A 24,117-nucleotide genomic window follows, 5' to 3' on the forward strand; every position below is an offset into this window, starting at 1 on the left:
CCTCTACCCTCCTATTCCCGCTAAAATAACTTCCAGTGTCTGTTCCATCGGATAGGCAAGCACAGCCGGATAAACTCCGATGACTACGATTAATAACACCAATGTAAACAGGGAGCCGACTTCCCATCCTTTGACGTCGGCCATGTCGCCAAAGCGCTCCTTGAGCGGACCAAAAGTGGTTTTTAAGCAAGCGCGCAACGTATACGCCGCCGCCAGCACCAATCCTAGTGCCCCCACTGCGGCCACAACAGGACGTTCTTGAAACAATCCCAAGAAAGCCATGAATTCACTGATGAATCCTGACAATCCCGGTAACCCCAACAAAGCCATCCCCCCGAACAAAAGCAAACCCGACAGGATCGGCATCGGCTTGGCAAGGCCTCCGAGTTCGTTAAGCTCCGTCGTTTTGGTCCGTTCATACAGGCTACCGACGATGAAAAAGAGCAAGGCCGAAATCAACCCATGGGACACCGATTGGAACACTGCCCCCTTCAAGCCGGCCTCATTCATCGCCGCCAAACCGAACAGAATGATGCCCATGTGGCTAACACTGGAATAAGCCAGCACCCGTTTCAGCTCCGTCTCCACAAAGGCCAAAACGGCTCCATACAGGATATTCACCAATCCCAATACGGCCAACACCGTTGCCACCTGATCCATCAATCCGGGAAAGAAGCCGACGCCAAAGCGAATCAGCCCGTAGGCGCCCATTTTCAATAATACGCCAGAATGGATCATCACCACTGGAGTAGGAGCCTCGACATGCACCCGCAACATCCAGGAGTGGAAAGGGAACATCGGAAGCTTGATTGCGAACGCCACGATCAGCGAAATAAAAATCAACCAAACCAAGCTTACCTGTTGCGGTTCCAACAGATGGAGCTGTTTAACCAGCTCGCCTGCCTGTTGCTGAATGGTTGCATAATCCAGTGAACCCGATACCAAGAGCAAACCGATCATGGCAAACAGCAGAAAGCCAGAGCCTAGCCCGTTGTAGAGCAAGAAGTGGTTAGCTGCTTTCTCCCGTCCCAGGAAGCCCCAGATACCGATCAAGAAAAATGCCGCAATCAACGTCACTTCAAAGAAGATAAAGAACAAGAAGAAGTTGGCGGACAGAAACACCCCGTTCATCCCGACAAGCAACAGCAACAACAACGTGTAATAAGCTTTGGTACGCTGTTTCACATACACGGAAGCAATGGCAGCCAATGTGGCAACCAGGCAGGTCAGTACCACCAGCGGCATCGACAGGCCATCTACTCCCATGCTGTAATTGAACACAAGCTTGGTCGCCGGAGCTTGCCGATTGATCAAGCCCAGCGGAATGTCAAACCACGGTATCGACTGTGCCCATTGTAGCCCTTGCTTCAATGGGTCAAACCGCCCAAACATCACCAACGCCAGCACCAATGACGGCAAGGTTCCCGCAATTCCCACAATGCGATGGGCGCGTGATTTGTCTTGTGGCAAGAAAAGCAAAACAACGAGGCCGATCAAGGGCGCGAAAGTGATGAGTGTCGGCAGTGCGTTTAACCATTGGGTCATTGGAACAACCTCCCCGCTGTCAAGCCGACGAATAATAGGACAAGTCCGATCACGCTAATCAAGGCATACGTTTGCGCCTGACCTGTCTGCAACCGGGAACCAAGGCCGCCGATCGCCGACATAAACCAGCCGCTCAAGTGGACAAGACCACCGATCACAAATCGATCCCAGCCGTTGAGCACCCAGCCGAACCCTTTGAGCGGCCAGACAACCAACACTTGGTAGAACTCATCCACATAATATTTGCGCAACACCAGCCGATGAAGCCATGGTACGGCTTTTGCCCACTTGGCGGCATCCCATTTGCGCACCCCGTACATCATCGTTGCCAAGCCTATTCCCAAGACAGACACCAAAATGGCCACCACCGGCAACCAGAGCGGGACTCCCGTCTTAGCCGATCCAGGCGCCAGCCAATGGTCAAACCAGTGTCCGGGCAGATTGGCCAAACCGCTTGCCGTCGCCATAACCGCCAGCACAGCGAGTGGCGCCATCATCACGGTAGGCACGGCTTTGGTCTGGGCCTGGCCGCGACTTTCACCCGCAAAAGCAAGGAAAAAGAGGCGGAACATGTAAAACGCAGTGAAGAACGCCGCCAGCAAGCCGATGGCAAACAAATCCATTCTTCCTGCCTGATAAACGGCCGCCAGAATTTCATCTTTGGAGAAAAATCCGGCAAACGGAGGAATCCCTGCAATCGACAGACAGCCGATCAAAAACCACACACCCAGCCAGCGATGGGTTTTCCACAATCCCCCCATCTGGCGGAGATCCTGTTGATGGCCAAACGCGGTGATGACCGCCCCAGCCGCCAAAAACAACAGTGCTTTAAAGAATGCATGTGTGGTCAAATGAAACACGCCTGCCGTATAACCCGCCGAGCCGAGCGCCAGCATCATGTAGCCCAACTGGCTCACCGTGGAGTAAGCCAACACGCGTTTGATATCGGTTTGCGCAATCCCGATGGTAGCGGCAAACAGTGCTGTAAATCCGCCAACATAAGCCACTACGTCCATGGCTAAGTCCGACGCCGCAAACAGAAAAAAGAGATTGGCTACCAAGTACACACCTGCAGCCACCATCGTCGCGGCGTGGATCAGCGCACTGACCGGTGTAGGGCCCTCCATCGCATCGGGCAACCAGGTATGGAGTGGGAATTGGCCCGATTTGCCCACAGCACCGACAAAAATCAAAATGGCGACCAATGACAGCCAGCCTGCGTTCAGTTGTCCGCTGCTCACCGCCTTCGCCAGCGCATCCACTTCAAAACTGCCCACACGCCAGAAAATCAGACAGATGGCGATAAACAAGCCGATGTCTCCGATCCGCGTAACAATGAACGCCTTTTTGGCAGCCTTTTTGGCCTCCGGTTTCATATACCAAAAGCCGACCAACAAGAATGAACAAACCCCGACCAATTCCCAGAAAACATAAATCTGCAACAGATTGGCCGACATCACTAAGCCAAGCATCGAACAAGTAAACAAGGACAAATAGGCGTAAAAGACATGAAACCGCGCATCAGCATGCATGTAACCGTAGGAGTAGATCTGAACCAATAAGCTGACACTGGTCACGATCAACAGCATCAATACTTGCAAAGGTCCCAACGTCACGGACAACTGCACCATCTGGTCTTCGATGGATAACCAAGGGAACTGCCATGCCAACGGCGGCCCTCCCATCGCGCTGTTCCATACCAGGGGCAGCGTCAACAGAAAGGAGAGCCCGGTCGCCACGATCCCCATTCCCGCTATGACGGGTTTCGACCATTTCTTGCCCATGAGCAGAAACAGAAAGGCGAGAAAAGGAAAGAGGGGAATCAGCAAAGCAACATTTGTGCCCATATTGAATCCTTCCTTCTTTTGTTCTGATAGAGAACGTATTTTGCATTCTTACCGTGCAAACGGCGTATTTCGGACAATCAGCCTTTCATCGAATTGTAACGGTCCGCTTCAGCCGTTTCGCGGTTGCGGTACAATGCGATAAGAATGGCGAGACCAACAGCGGCTTCCGCGGCCGCCACAGTGATGGTAAACAAGGTGAAAACTTGACCGGTTACTCCCGGGAACAATCCGTATTTGGAAAAAGCGACGAGATTGATGTTTGCCGCGTTGAGCATCAATTCGATCGAAAAGAGCACCAGCACGGCATTGCGCTTGGTAAGCACGCCATATAAGCCAATGACGAAGAGAATTGCTGCTAAAGCCAAGTAAGAAGTAAGTGTAAGCGTCATTTTTTCCCCTCCCTCTTGGCCAAGATTACGGCCCCCACCAAAGCCACCAGCAGCAGCACCGATGTCAATTCAAACGGGATGACGTATTGTTTAAACACACTTTCCCCCAATTGCCCCACGGTGGCCGCTACCTTTTGGGACGGGCTGAGCAGTGGAGATCGGTAAATAACCCAAATGAGCAAACCGAACAACGCCCCAGTCGCGCAAAAACTGATGATGCTGTGCCAGGAGCTAATGGATGGTTGCTCTTCCTCTTTATGCTTGGTCAGCATGATGCCGAACAGCATGAGAATCGAAACCGCACCCGTATATATGAGAATCTGGATAACCGCCAGAAACTCCGCTTCCAGCAACAAGTAGATCCCCGCAATACTGAAAAAAGTAAATGCCAGCGACAAAGCCATGTGAATGACGCGAGTAGCATTAATCATGAAAACGGCTCCGCAGATTGCCATGACTGACAGGATGAAAAACGCGATGAACTCGCCGGAAAACTGAAAACTCATTTTGCTTTTCCCCCTGCTTTCGGCATAAGATTGGTGCTGTTTTCCGAACGGATGTGGGTGTTGTTGTTGTGGAGCCAGTTTAAATCCTTAAACAACTCATCCCGGCTGTACACCGCCAATTCGAAGTTGTTTGTCATCACAATCGCTTCCGTCGGGCACACTTCTGTACACAAATCGCACAAGATGCAAATTTCAAAATTGATGTCGTAGGTATCGATGACTTTGCCCTTTTGTTCCGGATCTGGATGCTTCTTGCCCGTCAACGTGATGCAATCCGTCGGGCAGATGCGCGCACATTGGTTGCAGACAATGCATTTTTCAGGATCAAAATGCTGAATTCCGCGAAAGCGATCTGGCATGACCAGCGGCTCATCCGGATACTTGTAGGTGACTTTGGGTTTGGTCATATTTTTTAGGGTAATGCCCAACCCTTTAACCAGTCCTAACATCGCCAATCACCTTCCCGTTCAATAGAATTTCCCCAAAAAGGGGACTTCTTTTAACAGCGCCGTCACCAGGATGTTTAACAGTGCCAGCGGCAATAACACTTTCCAAGCAAATTGCATCAGCTGGTCGACACGAATCCGCGGAAACGTCCCTCTCAACCAGATGAGGAAGAATACGATAAACCCGAATTTCAAAACAAACCACACGATCGGTGGGATAAAAGTAAGGCCGAACGGTGCATTCCAGCCACCCAAATAAAGCACAGTGGTCAAAGAAGCCATCGCAAACATATACACATATTCCGTCAACATGAAGAAGGCGAAGCGGAATCCCGAATATTCCACATGATAACCGGCCACCAACTCCGACTCCGCTTCCGGGAGGTCAAACGGGGTTCGGTTCAATTCCGAGATGGACGCGATCAAAAAGACGACGAACCCGATCGCCTGCGGGAAGATGAACCAGACCTCTTTTTGCGCCTCCACAATCTCGTTCAGGTTGAGCGATCCCACCGTCATGATGATGCCCACCACCGACATCACCAGCGGAATCTCATAACTGATCATTTGCGCCGCAGAACGCATCCCGCCTAAAAGCGCGTATTTGTTATTTGAAGACCAACCGCCGACCAAGATCGCAATGATGGTCACGCTGGACAAGGCCAGATAATACAAAAGTCCCACCGCAAAATCGGCAAATTGGATAGTATCGGTAAAAGGAATCACCGCCAGGATGGCAAACGCCGGAATAAACGCCAGCGCGGGGGCGAGCTTAAACAGGGCCAAGTCCGCCTTTTTCGGTGTAACATCCTCTTTGAGAAGCAGTTTGAGCACGTCAGCGACGGTCTGCAACAGCCCCCACGGCCCCACACGATTTGGCCCGATGCGGCCTTGTATCCATCCAAGCACTTTCCGCTCAAAAAAGATTGCGTATGTAACAAACCCCAACACGATCAAGAGCAAGATCACCGGACCCAACACCAGCCACGGATTCATCAGCCGTCCACCTCCCCAAGCACGATGTCGATCCCGCCTAAGATGGCGACCAAGTTGGAGATGTTTTGGCCCTTTAACAACTCAGGCAAAATCTGCAAATTGTAAAACGAAGGGCGTCGGAACTTCAGGCGCCAAGGCTTATCCTTGCCTTTGCTGACAATATGGCAACCCAACTCTCCCCGCGGCGACTCAATCCCCACGTAAACCTCACCTTCCGGTACCCGAAGCACACGTGGTACCTTGCCCATAATCTTACCCTCAGCGGGAAATGCGTTCACCGCCTGTTGCAAGATATTGAGCGACTCCACCACCTCATTCATGCGGCACATGTACTTCTCATACAAGTCACCCGTTTTGCCCACAGGCACATTAAATGTAAACCGATCATAGATCGAATACGGCTGTTTTTTGCGAAGGTCCCAATCGACCCCCGTCACCCGCAAATTGGCTCCGGACAATCCGTAATCCAATGCCATCTTGCGGTCATAAACGCCGACTCCTTTGGTGCGCTGCTTGAAGATCTCATTGCCGGAAATCAACCCATGGTACTCCACCATCTGTTTTTGCATGTATTCAACAAAGCTTCCCACTTTGTCAATCCATCCAGGGGGAGCATCCCATTTCACACCGCCCACGCGCATGTAGTTGTAGGTGAGCCGCGCTCCGCACAATTCATTAAACAAATCCAAAATCTGTTCGCGGTCGCGGAATGCGTATAAAAACGGGCTTAGCGCTCCGATGTCCAACAGGTAGGTTCCCATCCAGACCAAATGGCTGGCAATGCGGTTCAGTTCCATCACAATCACGCGCAAAAACTCCGCTCGCTCAGGAACTTCCAACCCCATCAACCGTTCGGTCGCATGCACAATTGCATAGTTGTTGGTCATCGCCGACACATAATCGAGACGGTCAGTATACGGAATGATTTGCGTATAATTTAGATCCTCAGCCAACTTTTCCGTTCCACGGTGCAAATAACCGATCACCGGCTCCGCGTCCACAATCGATTCCCCATCGATTTTAACCACCAAGCGCAGCACTCCGTGCGTACTCGGGTGTTGCGGGCCGACGTTCAATAACATCTCTTCTGTTCGAAGCAAAGGTTACACCTCCTTATCCAGTGGTTCATAATCTTTGCGAAGTGGATGGCCAACCCAATCGTCCGGGAGCAAGATGCGCCGCAAATCGGAATGACCGGTGAAATGTATCCCCATCAAGTCATACGCCTCACGCTCATTCCAACCCGCCGCGGCCCACACATCAGAGACGGTCGGCAACACCGCTTCCTCCCTGTCCACCTTGACGCGAACAGCCACTTGATGTTGGTGTGCAAACGATACCAGCTGATAACACACTTCCAGATGCGTCTCATAATCCACACTGGAGAGATTGCGCATGTAATCAAACGCCAGCGACTTGTCTTCTTTCAAGAATCGGGCAACTTTGCTCCAATGTGCCCGGTCGATTACCAAAGTGGGGATATGCCCGCTGGGGCGGTTAATATATGCTTCCACCACCGCTTCCGGATGGCAACCTTCCTTGATTCGGGCGACAAATTGTTCCAACAGCGGTTGCATTGGAGAGGGCTCCTCCGGCTTCTTTTCTTCCGCTTTCTTGGCTGCCGGACGAGGTCTGGCGCCGGACGCCGGTCGGGCTCGCCCTGTCGGAGTTGCTTTGGCTTTTCCTTGGGCCTCTTCTCCGGTCTTCCCTCCAGCTGCGGGAGTCCCTTGATCCGCGTTGGCTTCGGTCCCCTTTGCTTCCGTCTCGTTCATGCCTTGGCCGGTTTCCGGTTTGTTGTTTTTATCCCCTTGTTCGCTCATTGACTGGTCACCCTCTTCCCATGCTTGGCCTCATAGCGAATTTTCTCCTGCAATTTGTGGATGCCGTAGATCAATGCCGCCGGATTGGGTGGGCAACCGGGGATGTATACGTCCACAGGCACGATCTGATCGACTCCCTTCACCACAGCGTAAGATTTGACGTAAGGTCCACCCGCCGTCGCGCAGGAACCCATGGCGATCACCCATTTGGGCTCAGGCATCTGGTCATAAAGCCGGCGCAACAAGGGGGCCATCTTTTTGGTGACAGTTCCCGCTACAATCATCACATCCGACTGACGGGGTGAAGCGCGGAAAAACACGCCAAAACGGTCTAGATCATAGTGCGAACCGCCTGTACCCATCATCTCGATCGCACAGCATGCAAGTCCAAATGTCAGCGGCCACATGGAGTTGGAGCGCGCCCAAGCCTTTACCTGCTCCAAGCTGGTGAACAAGACGTTTCTTTCCAACTCCTGTTGCTCAAACGGCGTCATCTGTTCAAAATTTACTCCCATTCCAACACCTTCTTTTTCCAAGCGTAAGCCAAACCCAGCACCAGGAAGAAAATGAAGATCAACATTTCCACAAGAATAAACAGTCCCACATCCGAGCGAAGGGCATCATAACTGACCGCCCACGGATACAGGAAAACAGCTTCCACATCAAATATCACAAACAGCAACGCAAACAAGTAGTACCGGACGTTAAACTGAACCCAGCTGTCACCCTTGGGATCCACACCGCTCTCATATGTGATCGCCTTATCAGGGGTGGGATTGTGCGGACGAAGCACGCGTCCCAGCGACAAGGCCACAATCGGCAACGCGATGCCGATCAAAAGGAAGATAGCGAGTTGCAGGTGGGTGGGATCAAGCGCCATATTTATCCCTCCTAGCAGAAAATGAAGGAGACGGATCTGTCATCCGTCTGTAAAAACGCTTACATCAATCAAATTCGGGCAGGGGATTCCTCCTAAAAAGCGCCCCGCGAACACTTCCCTCACTTCGAGGTTCCCCACGGGCCTGACAACCCCTCAGGGAAGCCTGCCACAGCATGTGATTCCCTTCTGCCACAGCGCAAAAAAAGGGGGGGCACCCACCCTGCTCCAAAAAAAGCAATCGCGCCTAACAAATCAAACAAACTTCACTCTGGACACCTTCTATCGCACGCTTGGAGAAGATGCCCGTGGGCGCAACACCTCATCCCATTCTCTTTACTTGCCCATCGGTACTCATTGGGAAATGATGTTTTCGCCGCCTCTCATGCGTCAATCGGACTTGTCAGACACGCCACAGTGTCAGGCGCATTCATATATAAAACTTAAAGAGATACATAAAAAATAGCCCGTTTCTATTGTTTGATTATACAACACTTTCCTAATTGTGAGAAGGTTGACGAAAACGACGAAAAATTGTCCCATTTTCTACATTGACGAAATGCCGTTCCTCGCTTGGGCCTGGTCACTCCTAACATAAGCAAATATTCCCTCATTTATGCCGAAAGAAAAGCAGAATGGACAGCAACGCCTTGCCTTGGCACCCTCTTTACATTCATCATTACCTCAACAACGTCCACGCTTCCCCCTATGTTTTCAGGGTAAAAAAAAGAGGACTTTAGCTTCACTAAAATCCCCTCCAATAGCACAGCGACTTTTATTAAGCGCTACGCCAATTATACGCCGGCCGACTTAGCTAAGATCGTCACTTTGTCAGGGCGCACTTCAATAAATCCGCCACTGACAGAAATGACCTCTTCCGAACCGTCTTTTTTAATGCGCACCGTATCCCCTTTGAGCGGGCTGACAAAGGGGGCGTGTTTTGGGAGAATCCCAACATCCCCATTCGCAGCACGGGTGATGACCATTTCTACTTGTTCTGAGTAGACGACCTTTTCAGGTGTCACAATGTCCAACTGAATTTTGCTCATGTGGGCGTCCTGCTACTCCCTCGGGTGTCATCTTGGCATCAGCCAAGCGACGCACCCCGTAGCAGTGATTCACCTCCCCATCTCGAGTTGAGGCTAGCTAAGAAAACTGCCTGGCAGAAACCCGATTCCTCTCCGCCAGGCAGAATGTTATGGTTTAACGGGTGTAACCCATCGATTTCGCTTTTTCGATCGCGTCGTCAATGGTTCCCACCATGTAGAACGCATCTTCTGGCAGATCGTCGTGTTTGCCTTCCAACAGCTCTTTGAAGCTGCGAACCGTTTCTTTCACAGGCACATACACACCTGGTTGGCCGGTGAATTGCTCAGCCACGTGGAAGTTTTGAGAAAGGAATTTCTCTACTTTCCGCGCACGGGCTACCAGTTGTTTGTCTTCATCAGACAACTCATCCATACCCAAGATCGCGATGATGTCTTGGAGTTCTTGGTAGCGTTGCAGGATTTGCTGTACGCCGCGAGCTACACGGTAATGCTCTTCCCCGACTACGTCTGGGGTCAGAATACGAGAAGTGGATGCCAATGGGTCTACCGCCGGATAGATCCCTTTTTGGGTCAGACGGCGCTCCAAGTTGGTGGTCGCATCCAAGTGAGCGAAGGTGGTCGCCGGAGCCGGATCGGTATAGTCGTCCGCCGGTACATAAATCGCTTGAACCGATGTGATCGAACCGGTTTTGGTTGATGTAATCCGCTCTTGCAATTGACCCATTTCCGTAGCCAAGGTCGGTTGGTAACCTACCGCGGAAGGCATGCGGCCCAACAGCGCAGACACCTCAGAACCTGCTTGTGTAAAGCGGAAAATGTTATCTACGAACAACAGCACGTCTTGCCCTTCGCTGTCACGGAAATGCTCAGCCATGGTCAAGCCAGTCAAAGCCACGCGCATCCGCGCACCCGGCGGCTCGTTCATCTGACCGAAGACCATCACCGTTTTGTTGATTACACCAGAATCTTTCATCTCATGGTACAGGTCGTTCCCTTCACGGGTACGCTCCCCTACCCCTGCGAATACAGACAAACCGCCGTGCTCTTGAGCAACGTTGTTGATCAATTCTTGGATAAGTACGGTTTTCCCTACACCCGCACCACCAAACAGACCAATCTTACCACCTTTTGCATATGGGCAAAGCAAGTCAACGACTTTAATACCCGTTTCCAACATTTCCGCTTGGGTGGATTGATCCTCAAAGCTCGGTGCCGGACGGTGAATAGGCAGGTATTCGTCTGAAACGACCGGACCCGCTTCGTCGATCGGTTCACCCAATACGTTGAATACACGTCCCAATCCCGGACGGCCTACCGGAACGCTGATCGGCTTACCTGTATCAACCGCTTCCATGCCGCGAACCAATCCGTCGGTGGAAGCCATCGCTACTGTACGAACAATATTGTCACCCAAGTGAATGGCAGCTTCTAACACCAGTTCACTTCCATCGTTACGTCTAACTTTAATCGCGTTATAAATCTCAGGCAATTGGCCGCTTTCAAATTGCACGTCCACAACCGGGCCCATTACCTGAAGCACACGTCCAGTGCTCATCTCGTTCCCTCCTTAAACTGCATTTACATCTATCAAAACGGGATGGCCAACCCGCTAATCGTTGTTTCGTTCAACTCATCGCTTCTTCTATTCCAGCGCAGCCGCCCCACCGACGATCTCCGCAATCTCTTGCGTAATTGCCGCTTGCCGTGCCCGGTTGAATTGCAACTTCAGCGATTCGATCATTTCCGTAGCATTGTCGGTCGCATTGCTCATCGCGTTCATCCGAGCAGCGTGTTCACTCGCTTTACCATCTAAAAGAGCGCTATAGATAAGTGCTTCTGCATAACTTGGAAGCAGAGTGGACAATACCTCTTCTTGGGATGGCTCATACTCGTAAATGGTTTTTCCAGTTTGGCTGGATCCCGCCAAGTCATCCCCAGCCAGCGGCAACAAGCGTTTTTCCGTCGGACGCTGAACCACTGGGTTAACAAACTCATTGTACAAGAGGTACAGCTCATCAAACTTCTCTTCTGCATAGAAACGAACGGCTTGCTCCGCAATTTCTTTCACATCGGCAAACGTTGGCGAATCGGGCAAGCCTGTCACTTCATTGATGACAGGGTAATTGCGTTTGCGTAGGAAATCGCGTCCTTTGCGCCCGATCACAAAGATCACGTACTCATCTTTGCTTTGGTGGCGCTTGTTCAGAGCAGACACCAGCATACGCAACAGGTTGGAGTTGTAGCCGCCAGCTTGGCCGCGATCCGAAGTGATGATCAGATAACCGGTTTTTTTGATCGGACGGGAAACGAGCATCGGGTGGTTGGCATTTGCCGTATTTTGAGCGATGTTGATGATCACATCGCGCAACTTCTCCGCATATGGTCGCGCCGCCTGCGCTTGCTCCTGTGCGCGGCGAAGTTTGGCCGCAGATACCAGTTTCAACGCTTTGGTCGTCTTTCTGATATCCTCTTTAGCTTTAATGCTCCGCTTAATGTCCCGCATCGATTGTCCCATGTGTTCACCGCCTTTCTGTTGCCGATCGTTCGTCGAGCCGCCGCTTTCTTACACGTGAGCGGCTCAACCGAGCGCCGGCAGTGAAAACTTGTCTTCCTGCTTAATTAGATGCCACAAAATTTTTTTTGAACGCAGCAATCGCTTCGAGCAGTTTCTTCTCGTTGTCTTCCTTCAGCTCTTTCTTATCAACGATGTCTTTCAGCACATCTTGATGGTTCGCATCAAGGAAAGCGTGGAACTCCGCTTCGAAACGGCGAACGTCTTCAACCGCGATCTCATCCAAATGGCCTTTGGTTACCAGGTAGAGAGAGACTACTTGTTTCTCAACGGACAGCGGTTCATGCTCACCTTGTTTCAAGATTTCTACAACGCGTTTCCCGCGCTCCAGCTTCGCCATGGTCGCTTTATCCAAGTCAGAACCGAATTGCGCAAACGCCGCCAACTCGTAGTATTGGGACAAGTCCAGCCGCAATGTACCGGACACTTTTTTCATCGCTTTGATTTGTGCAGATCCACCTACGCGGGATACGGAAGTACCTACGTTTACCGCCGGGCGCACACCGGAGTGGAACAGGTTGGACTCCAAGAAGATTTGTCCGTCGGTGATGGAGATCACGTTCGTTGGAATATAAGCGGAGATGTCACCCGCTTGGGTTTCAATGAACGGCAGGGCTGTCAACGATCCGCCACCGCGCTCATCGGAAAGTTTCGCTGCACGCTCCAAAAGGCGGGAGTGCAGGTAGAATACATCCCCGGGATACGCTTCACGGCCTGGCGGACGACGGAGCAACAAAGACAGCTCACGGTATGCAGCCGCTTGTTTGGACAAGTCATCGTATACGCAGAGTACATGTCCGCCGTTGTACATGAAGTATTCACCCATCGCACATCCGGCATACGGAGCCAAGAACAACAACGGAGCCGGGTCAGATGCGCCAGCCACAACGACGATGGTGTACTCAAGAGCACCAAAACGACGCAACTTCTCTACCACTTGCGCGACGGTAGAAGCCTTTTGGCCGATCGCCACGTAAACACAGACCATGTCCTTGCCTTTTTGGTTGATGATGGTATCAAGCGCCACCGAGGTTTTACCGGTTTGGCGGTCGCCGATGATCAGCTCGCGCTGACCGCGACCGATCGGAACCATGGAGTCAATCGCTTTGATCCCGGTTTGCAACGGCTCATGTACCGATTTACGGTCAATAACGCCAGGTGCTTCCGACTCGATCGGACGGAATTCAGTCGTTTCGATCGGACCTTTACCATCCAGTGGCTGTCCGAGCGGGTTTACAACGCGACCCAACAGTGCTTTACCTACTGGTACTTCCATCAGGCGACCCGTGCGTTTCACTTGGTCTCCTTCACGAATATCTTGATATGGGCCCAAGATAACGATACCTACGTGGTTTTCTTCCAAGTTCAGCGTCATACCCATCACACCATTGCTGAACTCAACCAGCTCACCAGCCATGGCATTTTGCAGGCCGTGCGCGCGGGCAATACCGTCCCCGACATTGATAACGGTGCCTACATCGGTCACTTCGACTTCGGCACGGTAATTTTTGATCTGCTCTTTAATAAGGGAGCTGATCTCTTCCGGTTTAATGCTCATAATGGTTCACCCCAATCTTTCCGTCTGTATGTTCTATCCGATTCTGCCCAGCTTCAACCCATCCTGAAAACGGGCCAACTTCGTCTTCAGGCTTCCGTCAAACAACCGGTCGCCCACTTGCACGATCACACCGCCCAGGATGTCGGAATCCACTTTTTCGGTAATTTTAATCTTCTTGCCAATAATCGGTTCAAACGCTTGAACGATCTCCGCCTTATTCTCCTCGGTGAGGGGGAACGCGGTCGTCACTTGCGCTTCAGCAATCCCTCTCGCTTCGTTGGCCAACTCATTAAACGCTTGCGCCAGGTCGAACACGATGTTCTCGCGGCGACGGTCAGCCAATACGTACAAGAGGTTCTTCGTGTATTGGTTCACATCCGCGAACAGTTTGTCAAACACTTCACGCTTCTGGGCGGAGGAAGTGGAAGGATGGCCTACCCACGCCACCAGCTCAGGGGAAGCGTTAAATGTTGCCGTCACTTTTTTTAAATCTCGCTCCACGCCATCCAAGCATTTCTGTTCTGCGGCGACCTCAAACAATGCTTTGGCGTATCGCTTCGCTACTACCGAGCTGGTCATTGCACTCTGCCTACCTGCTCGAGATAACGACCCACCAGCTCAGCTTGGGCTTTGCTATCCAGTTCTTTCTCGATCAACTTGGATGCGAGCTGAACGGACAGGGCACCCACTTCATCGCGCAAACTGGCAAGCGCTTTTTCTTTCTCGCGTTGAATTTCATTGGTCGCCTCTTTGATCATGCTCTCAGCGCGCTCTTGCGCTTTGGCGATGATCTCTTCCGCTTCACGCTCTTTTTGCGCTTTGGCGCGTTCGATGATCTCTTTCGCCTCTAGGCGGGCTTTTTCCAGCGCTTCGCGTTGCTCTTTGATGAGATCCTCCGCTTCTTTGCGGCTTTTCTCAGCAGCCTTGATCTGGCCGTCAATGTGCTCTTGACGTTGCCTCATGGTGTTCAGCATTGGACGAAGAGCGTATTTGGAAACGAGCAGCATTAAAATGATAAATGCGATAAGCTGGAATACCATCGTACCCCATTCAATACTTAACACTTGATTCACTCCCTTCAGACTTGCGGGAACTTGTGTATGCAAATTACGAATAAAAGGCTTAATCATAAGCAGACGGGGAATAGAAAAACATATTCCCCGTCATTGCATTGGTGAAGACATTAGCCGATGATGCCGAGTACAGCCATGATGCCGAAAGCAACTGCGATAATTGGCAACGCCTCTACCAAAGCGATCCCGATGAAGGTTTGGGTGAACAGCATACCACGAACTTCAGGTTGACGAGCAATCCCTTCCAGATAGCGTCCAAACACCCAAGCGTTACCAAATGCACCCGCGATAGCGGCAAAAGACAACATGATAGCACCAGCAATAATCGTCAAATCCATAATAAAATCCTCCTTAAAAATTAAATCAATTTTTGAATCGTTGATTAATGGTCGTCAGCCAACTTTTGTGACATGTATACAATGGCCAACACTGTAAATACGTACGCTTGCACCGTTCCGACAAAGACCGAGTACGCCAACCATACGATCAGCGGTGCTCCGGTCAAGAACCCGCCTTTGAGCAACACGATGATCAGAATCTCACCGGCAAAGATGTTCGCCCATAGACGCAAGCCGTGTGTGACGGGCTTAGCGACTTCATCGATGATGTGGAGCGGGAACATCCAAGAGAATGGTTGGAAATAATGGGATGCGTACTTCTTGGGTGACTTTCTGATCCCCAGGAAGTGAGCGACAATCGTGATTGCTAAAGCCATCGCGATCGGCACGTTGATGTCAGCAGTCGGTGATTTCCACCAAGCGTAGGCATTATGATGCTCCGCTTCCTTGCCCGCTTCACCATGATGCTCTCCCGCTGCTTCAATTCCCAGGAAAGGTATGGGTTCATGGTGTTCGGTCACCACGTTAAACATGAGTCCCATCTGATTCGCGATAAAAATGAACAAAAAGAGCGTGAAAGCAAAGCCATAAAAGCGTTCGCTTGTTTTGGCATCCATGTTGGAACGGACAATACCCTGGGTGAACTCAATGATCATTTCCACAAAGTTTTGCATACCCGTCGGAACCATTGCCAAGCGGCGAGTGGCCAACATGGCGATGAGGAATACCAGGATGCAACAAATCGTCGTGGTGATCATCACAGTCACGTCCAGCTTTACTTGCAAACCCATTAAGTCAAACACTAGCTTTGGTGTTTTTTCCATGTATCCAGCTTCACCCCTTTCCTGACGTGGTTCGGAGTTTTCGAACCTCCCAAAACTCCAATACAATGATGAGTATATAGCAGATTGGCAACCCCACGACAATCGTGCGGACATCAAAATGCATCGGATATTTGAAAGCGACGAGTATCGCAAGGGCAACCATGAGATAACGATTGATCATGCCTGTTCCTCTATGTCTGGTGGAACCAGTCGCTAAAGTCGTCTCTCCTGCCTGGCGCACTTTACGCGCCATATACAAGACGTTATACAGACTGACCAACAAGCCAAGGCCTGCTCCAGCGACCATTTTCTTATACGGAGTAAGTAACCATAGGACTAAGAGTAACGCGAGGAATCCGGCTGTGAGGATCACCACTCGTCGGCGAATGGTATGCAATGGATCCATGAGGAGTTCATTCCTTCACAAATGCTTTCAAAGTGAAAAAAGCAGTGATAAAACCGCTTCCAAGCCCGACCAACACACCTGCGAGGAGCAAAAATGGTTTGGTGCCCCACAAGGCATCCAATTTGTTCCCCACCCAAGCCCCGCCCACAGTCAACAACACGATCTCCGTGCCAATTGAACTGACCAACGCGGCAATGCGCCACAGATTCGTGTCATTTTTCATGAAAAACCCCCATATGTAGGAAGGATTTCAGAAAAGGGCAGACAGCTTCCGGTTGCTTGGAATTCGTTCGGAGAATCTTAGGAAAACTTCCCTTTCCCCTGCCTATAGTAACGAAGCCTCATCCTTTTTGTCAACGTTTTCTCAAAAACATATGTGACAAAAAAGTCGTTTTTTTGAAAAACGGCTTTCTGTTACTGCATTTTTATGGGTTTTGACGCCATCATAGAACAAGTCATTCACCATTTCACTATTGACATATGAACAGACGTTGTTCTCAACATCGCGTCATAAACAACGAGATCCGATTGCAGATTCCCATGCTAGAGCGATCCAACAGGTCAAATGGATAGATGCGGCTTCAACCCCCTTAAGGTCGCTCATGCGCGGGGGCACAGGCAAACGCATGTTGCGAGTTGACCGCGGGCCCCGGCGCCGCCTTGTTATTATTTGGTGCCGAACAGCCGATCTCCTGCATCACCCAATCCTGGGATGATATAACTTTTTTCGTCCAGCTTCTCATCAATGGCTGCCACATAAATGTCTACATCCGGATGATCTTTTTGCACTCTGTCCACACCTTCCGGCGCCGCGATCAGGCACATCAGCTTGATCTGTTTCGCGCCCATTTCCTTCAGGATGCGAATCCCGGCCGATGCCGATCCCCCCGTAGCCAGCATCGGGTCGATCACGATCAGTTCCCGTTCACCGATATCGGATGGCATTTTTGAATAGTACTGCACTGGCTCCAATGTCTCCGGATCGCGGTACAGGCCGAGATGCCCCACTTTGGCAGCTGGAATCAATTTCAAAATGCCGTCTACCATCCCCAATCCTGCACGCAGAATCGGCACTAGCCCCAGCTTTTTCCCTTCCAAGACTTTGCACTTCGCCTTGGCTACTGGTGTTTCCACTTCCACTTCTCTAAGCGGCATATCCCTTGTGATCTCATAAGCCATCAGTGCGGAAACTTCATCCACCAACTCGCGGAATTCTTTGGTTCCGGTGTGCTTGTCCCGAATAAATGTGAGCTTGTGCTGGATAAGTGGATGATCGAATACATAAACATTCCCCATGTTAGCGCCCTTCTTTCTGTCTTGAATGTCTTCGAATTTTGTTCCCATGATAGTTAACCATAAGGTTCCCCGCGAGACAACCTTTTCTTAGATTATTATTGCCACATGTTGGGTTAAATTTCCCACGGTGCAAAAAAAGCCCTGGAAGAGGGTGCGCTACGCCACCTGTCTACACACACGAAAACCCCGAGAGCACTTGGCTCCCAGGGCTGCTCCGCTTTTTTTATTTGTTCGGGTACAGAGGATATGCACCTGTCAATTTGGCTACACGTTGTTTTGCTTCTTCATGCTTCGCTTGGTCTTCGGGGTGTTTCAAGGTCAGCGCGATGATCGCGGCAATCTCTTCCATCGCTTCCACACCCATGCCACGGCTGGTGACCGCCGCCGTCCCGATGCGGATTCCGCTGGTGACAAACGGTTTTTCCGGATCGAATGGAATCGCGTTTTTATTGCAGGTGATGCCCACTTCATCCAAGAGGTGCTCCGCTTTTTTCCCGGTCAAGCCCAAGTTGCGGACATCGATGAGCACCAGGTGGTTGTCGGTACCGCCAGAAATGAGTTCCAGGCCATGCCCTCTGAGCGATTCAGCCAAGCGTTCAGCGTTGTCCACCACCGCTTGGGAATAAGACTTGAACTCATCGGACAACGCTTCGCCGAGGGCGACAGCTTTTGCGGCGATGATATGCATGAGTGGCCCGCCTTGGACACCGGGGAAGATCGATTTGTCGATCGCTTTGGCAAATTCTTCCTTACAAAGGATCATCCCGCCGCGCGGACCGCGCAATGTCTTATGGGTGGTGGTGGTCACAAAGTCAGCATACGGCACAGGGTTTGGGTGATGGCCCGTCGCCACGAGGCCGGCGATGTGAGCCATATCCACCATCAACCGCGCCCCCACTTCGTCAGCAATCTCTCTGAAGCGGGCAAAATCGATTTGACGCGGATAGGCACTTGCCCCGGCTACAATCAGCTTCGGTTTGTGCTCAAGTGCCATCTGGCGCACTTCTTCATAGTTGATTCGATGCGTCTCTTTATCAACGCCGTATGCAACAAATTTATACAGCTGGCCGGAGAAGTTGACCGGGCTGCCATGGGTCAAATGGCCGCCGTGCGCCAAGTTCATGCCCAATACGGTATCACCTGGTTCCAACACCGCAAAGTACACAGCCATATTGGCTTGCGCCCCTGAATGAGGCTGCACATTGGCATGATCGGCACCAAACAGTTGTTTCGCCCGTTCCCGCGCCAGATCTTCCACCACATCCACATGTTCGCAACCGCCGTAATAACGTTTGCCAGGATATCCTTCCGCATATTTATTGGTCAATACCGTTCCCATCGCTTCCATTACCGCTTCAGAAACGAAATTTTCAGAAGTGATGAGTTCGATTTTGTCCCGTTGGCGGCGCAACTCGTTGGTAATTGCCTCAGCCACTTGTGGGTCTTTCCGCTTTAACTGTTCCATTCAACCTGCCCCCTCGAATAAAAAACTTAACATTCCAATCCTCATTTTAACAGATCTTTCGGTTTTAAGGAGACACTTTTTCAATTTCCCGTACATAAACTGCCCGTGCGCCACCAATTAGCTTTGGACGGGTTTTGGCCATGGTCACATGCGCGCCGCCGATCGTTTTCCGCCCAGGGCGAACCGGCACAGCCACCGGCTTGAGATGCATGCCAATGAGCGTGTCACCGATGTCGATCCCAGCATCAGCTTGAATCGATTCCACCAACACCGCGTCAGCTAAATGCCGAAAAGCATAAGAAGCCATCGCGCCACCTGCGTGGCGGACAGGTACCGCCATCACTTCCTGCCAACCGAACCGCTCTGCCACTGCTCGCTCGACGACAAGTGCTCGGTTCAGGTGTTCGCAACATTGAAAAGCCAAATGAAAACCGACTTCTTGTTGCACCTCCCGCATGCCGGCAAACAAAGCCGCGGCTATCTCGTCACTCCCTTGCGAACCGATCCGATGCCCGGCCACTTCGCTCGTGCTCACTCCCAGGACCATCACATGCTTGTCCGTCAAACCGGCAGCCGCCACCAGCTCGCGCATGGCATCTTTCATTTCTGCCGACAGCCGTTCCATTCCGTTCACGACTGGAGAGCCCCTTCCAATTCGTGGATCTTTTGCACGCGGCGGGCATGCCGATCCCCTTGGAATTCAGAAGTTAGCCACACTCGCACAATCGAGCGGGCCAAATCGGGGCCAACAACGCGCTCCCCAAGGGCCAAAATGTTGGCGTTGTTGTGTTCGCGGCTCATGCGAGCGGAAAATTCATCACTCACCACTGCACAGCGAATGCCTTTGACTTTGTTAGCGGCAATGGACATGCCAATGCCGGTTCCGCAGATCAGGATACCCAAGTCATATTCACCGCTAGCCACCTTTTCCGCGACCGGACGTGCATAATCTGGATAATCGACAGAAGTCGCACAGTCACAGCCAACATCGCTGTAATGGATGCCCATTTCATCCAGCAAATCCTTGATTTCTTGCTTCAACCGAAGGCCGCCGTGGTCGGAGCCAAGTAGTATACGCATGTTTATTCCTCCTTTGGAAACATCCATCCCCAGTATAACGCAGTGCTTCCCCTGTTGGCGCTTTGAATTGGGCGTTCCTATCCGGTCATTCCCTCCATTTGGCCACGATCGCCTCGATCGCCGCCTCGATCTCCCCGGCGCATGCCCGGTATTCTTCTACCGATCCACCATAGGGGTCGGCGATGTCCTGCTGTAATGCCATCTGTTTCAATTCCCGCAATAACCGTTCTTCCTCAGCCAGCAGCGGGCCCACTTCTTTCATCCACGCTTCTTCTGCTTCTTTTGGCCAAGGCTCGTCCGCTTTGAGTGAAAACCTGCTTTGTACCGCCGCCCGATGGCTTTCCATCTCCGCATATAACCGATCCAACGCTTGATGTACCGAAACCTGCTCTGAACCACCGAAAGCGTATTCTTTTAACGTGAAAATTTTATCCACGCTCTCGGGGAAATCGTGGATGATAAACGATTTGTGCTGTGCGGTCATCGTCAAGATCACATCAGCCCACGCCACCAACTCCTTGCACAGCGGGGTTGATGCATGGCAATGAGCGATCCCCTTCTCTTCCAACACCTGGGTCGCCTGCTCCGACGCCGCAGCTCCGTCCAACGCCGATATCCCAGCCGATTTCACATCCACATCCAGCCGCTCCCGCTCAACCCACTTCCGCAACAGCGCTTCGGCCATCGGGCTTCGGCAAGTGTTTCCGGTACAGACAAACAACACCTTACGCACATTTATTCACCTCGCTTCCACCTGTTCTCGCACGCCCGGGGGCAATCGGACATCTCATTTCGGCCGTCGCGCCAGCGCATTTGCAACTTTGCGTCCCGCGTCTCTTTGCCGACGAGACTAGTGGATAAACTTATTTTAATTAAAAATAAACATCCTTATCATCTACTTTACTCAAAGGAATATTTTGGGGCAATAGGGGGCTTATATCATAAATTTGCATCCCAAGTAGATCAGCATCATTCCGCCAATCACCTCTCCATAGGTGCCAATCCATCCTCCCATGAATCTCCCCAGTACCAGCCCGGTCCCGGTCATGGCAAAGCTGAACAAACCAAACAACAACAAGGTCAACCATATATCCGCATCGAACAGCCCCAGACTGAGGCCAGCCGACAAAGAATCTAAACTTACGCTGAGCGAAAAAAGCAGGATACTTCCCCATGAGGAGATGCGAGAGCGCTCATCCTCTTCCTCGCCCCTGATCACATGCCACAGCATAGATAGGCCCAAAAAGCACAACATTCCGCCACCCACCATGACTGCGACATCTTTCATCACTTTGCCCAGCAACTGCCCAATCGCCATGCCGATGAGCGGCATCAACACATGAAAAAAACCGACGGATGCGCTCAACTTGGAAATGGTACCAACCGCGGGCCGTTTCATGCCCATGCCGACGCCAAATGAAAACGCATCTGTCCCCATCGCAAGGGCGATCATGGAGAGTGTGAACAGTTGCCCCCATTCCACAGTCGTCAGCGGCATATCCGCACCTCCCGTCCAAGTCCTCGTCTCATGGTATGCCCTCGTCCAAGAAAAAAGAACTGTCGAGATGACGGACTCAACGCACCTCCAACGACCGTGGCCTTTGCCCCTTAAGAATTGACAAAAAGCCAGACGGCTCAACCATCTGGCTTTTACTTGCACAAATCGAGTGTTTTCCCTGCCGCCGCTTTGGCCAAGCGGTTCATTACGGACCGGTATATCCCCTCCTCAGGGAAAGTCTCGGCGAAGATCACATCTACCTGCTGCTCATCAAACTCCCGCAATGCATGGTACAATCCGCGAGCCACGCTGAGCGGGTCCCGGCGCCATCCACAGCGAACAATCACATCCGCCGTAACAAGGTCGCTGTGTTCCTCGGTCACCAACAGCCCCACCCGGTACCCTTGATCCTGCTGACGGCTGATTTCACGTTGTAGCGCCTCTTTCACTTCAGCCCAAGGCTCCCGCACCAACCACACGTCCCCTTCCGGCGCATAATGGCGATATTTCATCCCTGGGGAGCGCGGAGACTCATCGTCACGAACCAAGCCGGGGTCCACCTCCACTGTGCCGACTGCCGCTTGCAACTGCTCCAACGTCACCCCGCCCGGGCGCAACAGGACAGGCACTTCCCCGGTCACATCGACAACCGTTGACTCCAAGCCGTACCCGGTCGCACCTCCGTCAAGAATCAGGGCTACTTTTCCCCGCAGGTCATCCCACACATGCAGAGCTTCCGTGGGGCTGGGGCGCCCTGAGCGGTTGGCACTGGGAGCCGCAACGGGAATTCCCGTTTCCAACAGCAACGCCTGAGCAAGTGGATGATCCGGCACCCGCACTGCAACAGTGGGCAAACCGGCAGTCACATTGGACGCCAAATTGCCTCTGTGTCGAAAAACCATCGTCAGCGGGCCGGGCCAAAACCGGCGGGCCAATTCAGCAGCGATGGGCGGAACGGATTCCACCCAGTCACCCACCTGCTCCACCGCTCCCAAGTGAATGATAAGCGGATTGTCTGAGGGGCGCCCTTTGGCTTTGTAAATGCCGGACACCGCATCCGCGGAGGTGGCGATCGCTCCCAATCCGTAAACCGTTTCTGTTGGAAAAGCGACCAATCCCCCTCGCTTGAGGATGTTGGCCGCCTCCTGAATCTCTACCCTACCGCGCAATTCCGCGATTCCCTTTCCCTCATCAACAACCACCCGGCTCAAGCGTGTCTCTATCCATTCCACAATCCATTCTCCTTTTCCTCATCCGCTGTCACATCTGTCCACCTATCTTAACACAATAGAGAAAAGAATTCAGACACCAGCCGTCATTGCTGATGGGAAGGGACGCAGCAGAACACCATTGCCGTTCCTTGGTTCCGTGACCGTTCCACATGTTCAGATTCCCGGATATCCACCGGCAATTCGTCAAATGCAATTTCCGAAAAACCCAATTGGGTGAAAAATTCCTGGGAAGCGCCCGCTAACAGGTACACATGCGACAAGCGCAGTTTGCTCGCATAGGACAGAAGGATTTGGATCATGTTCATGCCCACTTTGGTGTTCCACGGCGCCCGCTCCAACACAAACGAACGCAACAACCCATACTGTCCGTGGACCTCCATGCCTACCGCCCCGGCCAATTGCGGTGTCTCTCCCTCATCCGCGGGCATTTCCACCACAAAAAAATGATCGATATGCTCATCAATTCCTTTATCATTGAGTCCGGCTTCCCTCAACAATTTGCGCACTTGAAAGACGTCTCGCTCAATGGCCCGTCGTATCACGAACATACAACCTTGCCCCCTGTCTCGCTTGTCCTACAATATGACGGTATGACAGGGAGCAAACGCGTAGAACAAAAATCAGCAAGCAAAGCGCTCTATGCAGAGATATCTTCTTTCTACGCTTATTTTTTCAACAGTTTATCCAACAGGAAAAACCGCACTTGGATTTTCTCTTCTTTGGGTTGTGCTGGCTGGGTCGGTTCTAGCGAGGCGGACAACGACTCCGGGGGTGGCTCCACCGCGTCACCGTTGCTCATGTCGATAAAGCATAAAGGCGGAAACAGCACACACCACCAATTTTCCCCTTCTCCTCGCCCGATTGTTACGCGCAACGCTTCATAATTGCCAGCCGGATATATCTTTTCTCCATACAGCTTGGTCGGGAACGGCACGCGCCCAAAATCAACTTTAACCGGATAATCAAATCCATGTCGGGCGACAGTGTGTTCGGCCAATGCCTGAAAACGGGGCAGACGGGATCGAATCAACTGCCGAGCTTCTTCGATGTCGTCCGGTTGCTCAGCCCAAGTCTCAATCTCTTTTACCAGTTCATCCCGTACTTTGCGCTTCAACCACTGATCTTGCAACTGGTCGCTGTTAGCCAAAATGCGTAACCGTATCGCTTGTTCCGGAATCCCCTTTTCCGGATGATCCGGCGCCTTACGACCGGAGACCACTGCGGACGATTCCGCACGAACAAAAGAACACAAGATAAAACCGCTCAACAAAAATAAAAAAATAGTCCGTTTGCACATCTA

28 protein-coding genes and 1 pseudogene are annotated in these 24,117 nt (G+C 51.8%); all 29 read right to left on the bottom strand.

Annotated elements, in window-relative coordinates; all coding sequences use genetic code 11:
- Nucleotides 1–3 precede the first annotated feature (3 nt).
- Nucleotides 4–1,545, bottom strand: a complete 1,542-nt coding sequence (locus EDC32_RS09455) for a complex I subunit 4 family protein (protein ID WP_132221715.1) — start codon at nucleotides 1,543–1,545, stop codon at nucleotides 4–6.
- Nucleotides 1,542–3,392: an NADH-quinone oxidoreductase subunit L gene (nuoL, locus tag EDC32_RS09460; RefSeq protein WP_132221717.1), complete on the bottom strand. Its 1,851-nt coding sequence runs from the start codon at nucleotides 3,390–3,392 to the stop codon at nucleotides 1,542–1,544. Before nuoL ends, EDC32_RS09455 begins: the two co-directional genes overlap by 4 nt.
- A gap of 77 nt (nucleotides 3,393–3,469) precedes the next feature.
- Nucleotides 3,470–3,781 (bottom strand): NADH-quinone oxidoreductase subunit NuoK, encoded by a 312-nt coding sequence (nuoK, locus tag EDC32_RS09465; protein ID WP_022737397.1) that lies wholly within the window; start codon nucleotides 3,779–3,781, stop codon nucleotides 3,470–3,472.
- On the bottom strand, nucleotides 3,778–4,287 hold the full coding sequence (locus tag EDC32_RS09470) for an NADH-quinone oxidoreductase subunit J (RefSeq protein ID WP_132221719.1): 510 nt from the start codon (nucleotides 4,285–4,287) through the stop codon (nucleotides 3,778–3,780). Before EDC32_RS09470 ends, nuoK begins: the two co-directional genes overlap by 4 nt.
- Nucleotides 4,284–4,736, bottom strand: a complete 453-nt coding sequence (nuoI, locus tag EDC32_RS09475; protein ID WP_132221721.1) for an NADH-quinone oxidoreductase subunit NuoI — start codon at nucleotides 4,734–4,736, stop codon at nucleotides 4,284–4,286. Before nuoI ends, EDC32_RS09470 begins: the two co-directional genes overlap by 4 nt.
- An 18-nt stretch (nucleotides 4,737–4,754) precedes the next feature.
- Complete coding sequence (nuoH, locus tag EDC32_RS09480) at nucleotides 4,755–5,729, bottom strand: NADH-quinone oxidoreductase subunit NuoH (RefSeq protein WP_102993639.1); 975 nt, start codon at nucleotides 5,727–5,729, stop codon at nucleotides 4,755–4,757.
- Nucleotides 5,729–6,829, bottom strand: coding sequence for an NADH-quinone oxidoreductase subunit D (locus EDC32_RS09485; RefSeq protein ID WP_132221723.1), 1,101 nt, complete (start codon nucleotides 6,827–6,829; stop codon nucleotides 5,729–5,731). Before EDC32_RS09485 ends, nuoH begins: the two co-directional genes overlap by 1 nt.
- A gap of 3 nt (nucleotides 6,830–6,832) precedes the next feature.
- Nucleotides 6,833–7,549 carry an NADH-quinone oxidoreductase subunit C gene (locus EDC32_RS09490; RefSeq protein WP_132221725.1) on the bottom strand — a complete coding sequence of 239 codons (717 nt, stop codon included), beginning with the start codon at nucleotides 7,547–7,549 and terminating at the stop codon, nucleotides 6,833–6,835.
- Nucleotides 7,546–8,064 (bottom strand): NuoB/complex I 20 kDa subunit family protein, encoded by a 519-nt coding sequence (locus EDC32_RS09495; RefSeq protein ID WP_022737391.1) that lies wholly within the window; start codon nucleotides 8,062–8,064, stop codon nucleotides 7,546–7,548. Before EDC32_RS09495 ends, EDC32_RS09490 begins: the two co-directional genes overlap by 4 nt.
- A complete protein-coding gene (locus tag EDC32_RS09500) occupies nucleotides 8,055–8,429 on the bottom strand; it encodes an NADH-quinone oxidoreductase subunit A (RefSeq protein WP_022737390.1) in 375 nt (124 codons plus the stop codon). Before EDC32_RS09500 ends, EDC32_RS09495 begins: the two co-directional genes overlap by 10 nt.
- Before the next feature lie 800 nt (nucleotides 8,430–9,229).
- Nucleotides 9,230–9,475 (bottom strand): annotated as a pseudogene (atpC, locus tag EDC32_RS09505) (ATP synthase F1 subunit epsilon); the annotation flags it as partial.
- A 154-nt stretch (nucleotides 9,476–9,629) separates the two neighbouring features.
- Nucleotides 9,630–11,030: a F0F1 ATP synthase subunit beta gene (gene atpD, locus EDC32_RS09510; RefSeq protein ID WP_022737388.1), complete on the bottom strand. Its 1,401-nt coding sequence runs from the start codon at nucleotides 11,028–11,030 to the stop codon at nucleotides 9,630–9,632.
- A gap of 87 nt (nucleotides 11,031–11,117) precedes the next feature.
- Entirely contained in the window at nucleotides 11,118–11,990 is an 873-nt protein-coding gene (gene atpG, locus EDC32_RS09515; protein ID WP_132221727.1) for an ATP synthase F1 subunit gamma, read from the bottom strand.
- A 100-nt stretch (nucleotides 11,991–12,090) separates the two neighbouring features.
- A complete protein-coding gene (atpA, locus tag EDC32_RS09520) occupies nucleotides 12,091–13,605 on the bottom strand; it encodes a F0F1 ATP synthase subunit alpha (protein ID WP_132221729.1) in 1,515 nt (504 codons plus the stop codon).
- 33 nt (nucleotides 13,606–13,638) lie between these two features.
- The gene (locus EDC32_RS09525) at nucleotides 13,639–14,184 is read right to left on the bottom strand and encodes a F0F1 ATP synthase subunit delta (RefSeq protein WP_132221731.1); all 546 of its coding nucleotides are present in this window, start codon (nucleotides 14,182–14,184) and stop codon (nucleotides 13,639–13,641) included.
- A complete protein-coding gene (gene atpF, locus EDC32_RS09530; RefSeq protein ID WP_246026905.1) occupies nucleotides 14,181–14,669 on the bottom strand; it encodes a F0F1 ATP synthase subunit B in 489 nt (162 codons plus the stop codon). Before atpF ends, EDC32_RS09525 begins: the two co-directional genes overlap by 4 nt.
- A gap of 119 nt (nucleotides 14,670–14,788) precedes the next feature.
- Nucleotides 14,789–15,016: a F0F1 ATP synthase subunit C gene (gene atpE / locus EDC32_RS09535; protein ID WP_022737383.1), complete on the bottom strand. Its 228-nt coding sequence runs from the start codon at nucleotides 15,014–15,016 to the stop codon at nucleotides 14,789–14,791.
- Nucleotides 15,017–15,060: 44 nt separating this feature from the next.
- Nucleotides 15,061–15,840 (bottom strand): F0F1 ATP synthase subunit A, encoded by a 780-nt coding sequence (gene atpB, locus EDC32_RS09540; protein WP_132221733.1) that lies wholly within the window; start codon nucleotides 15,838–15,840, stop codon nucleotides 15,061–15,063.
- A gap of 10 nt (nucleotides 15,841–15,850) precedes the next feature.
- Nucleotides 15,851–16,246 carry an ATP synthase subunit I gene (locus EDC32_RS09545; protein WP_132221735.1) on the bottom strand — a complete coding sequence of 132 codons (396 nt, stop codon included), beginning with the start codon at nucleotides 16,244–16,246 and terminating at the stop codon, nucleotides 15,851–15,853.
- A gap of 7 nt (nucleotides 16,247–16,253) precedes the next feature.
- A complete protein-coding gene (locus EDC32_RS09550) occupies nucleotides 16,254–16,469 on the bottom strand; it encodes an AtpZ/AtpI family protein (RefSeq protein WP_022737380.1) in 216 nt (71 codons plus the stop codon).
- 443 nt (nucleotides 16,470–16,912) lie between these two features.
- Nucleotides 16,913–17,542, bottom strand: a complete 630-nt coding sequence (upp, locus tag EDC32_RS09555; RefSeq protein WP_106341797.1) for a uracil phosphoribosyltransferase — start codon at nucleotides 17,540–17,542, stop codon at nucleotides 16,913–16,915.
- 223 nt (nucleotides 17,543–17,765) lie between these two features.
- Nucleotides 17,766–19,007: a serine hydroxymethyltransferase gene (locus tag EDC32_RS09560; RefSeq protein WP_132221737.1), complete on the bottom strand. Its 1,242-nt coding sequence runs from the start codon at nucleotides 19,005–19,007 to the stop codon at nucleotides 17,766–17,768.
- A 64-nt stretch (nucleotides 19,008–19,071) separates the two neighbouring features.
- Entirely contained in the window at nucleotides 19,072–19,632 is a 561-nt protein-coding gene (locus EDC32_RS09565) for a TIGR01440 family protein (RefSeq protein ID WP_132222048.1), read from the bottom strand.
- Between the two features lie 5 nt (nucleotides 19,633–19,637).
- Complete coding sequence (rpiB, locus tag EDC32_RS09570; RefSeq protein WP_022737376.1) at nucleotides 19,638–20,087, bottom strand: ribose 5-phosphate isomerase B; 450 nt, start codon at nucleotides 20,085–20,087, stop codon at nucleotides 19,638–19,640.
- 85 nt (nucleotides 20,088–20,172) lie between these two features.
- On the bottom strand, nucleotides 20,173–20,820 hold the full coding sequence (locus EDC32_RS09575) for a low molecular weight protein arginine phosphatase (protein WP_132221739.1): 648 nt from the start codon (nucleotides 20,818–20,820) through the stop codon (nucleotides 20,173–20,175).
- A 201-nt stretch (nucleotides 20,821–21,021) separates the two neighbouring features.
- Nucleotides 21,022–21,585, bottom strand: coding sequence for a manganese efflux pump MntP (locus EDC32_RS09580; RefSeq protein ID WP_132221741.1), 564 nt, complete (start codon nucleotides 21,583–21,585; stop codon nucleotides 21,022–21,024).
- A gap of 152 nt (nucleotides 21,586–21,737) precedes the next feature.
- The gene (locus EDC32_RS09585) at nucleotides 21,738–22,796 is read right to left on the bottom strand and encodes an L-threonylcarbamoyladenylate synthase (RefSeq protein ID WP_132222050.1); all 1,059 of its coding nucleotides are present in this window, start codon (nucleotides 22,794–22,796) and stop codon (nucleotides 21,738–21,740) included.
- 104 nt (nucleotides 22,797–22,900) lie between these two features.
- Nucleotides 22,901–23,365: a GNAT family N-acetyltransferase gene (locus EDC32_RS09590; protein WP_022737372.1), complete on the bottom strand. Its 465-nt coding sequence runs from the start codon at nucleotides 23,363–23,365 to the stop codon at nucleotides 22,901–22,903.
- A 116-nt stretch (nucleotides 23,366–23,481) separates the two neighbouring features.
- Nucleotides 23,482–24,114 carry a stage II sporulation protein R gene (gene spoIIR, locus EDC32_RS09595; protein WP_132221743.1) on the bottom strand — a complete coding sequence of 211 codons (633 nt, stop codon included), beginning with the start codon at nucleotides 24,112–24,114 and terminating at the stop codon, nucleotides 23,482–23,484.
- Nucleotides 24,115–24,117 lie beyond the last annotated feature (3 nt).

Origin of the sequence: Laceyella sacchari (genome assembly GCF_004343255.1) — a bacterium.
In the GTDB taxonomy this organism is placed as follows: Bacteria; Bacillota; Bacilli; order Thermoactinomycetales; family Thermoactinomycetaceae; genus Laceyella; species Laceyella sacchari.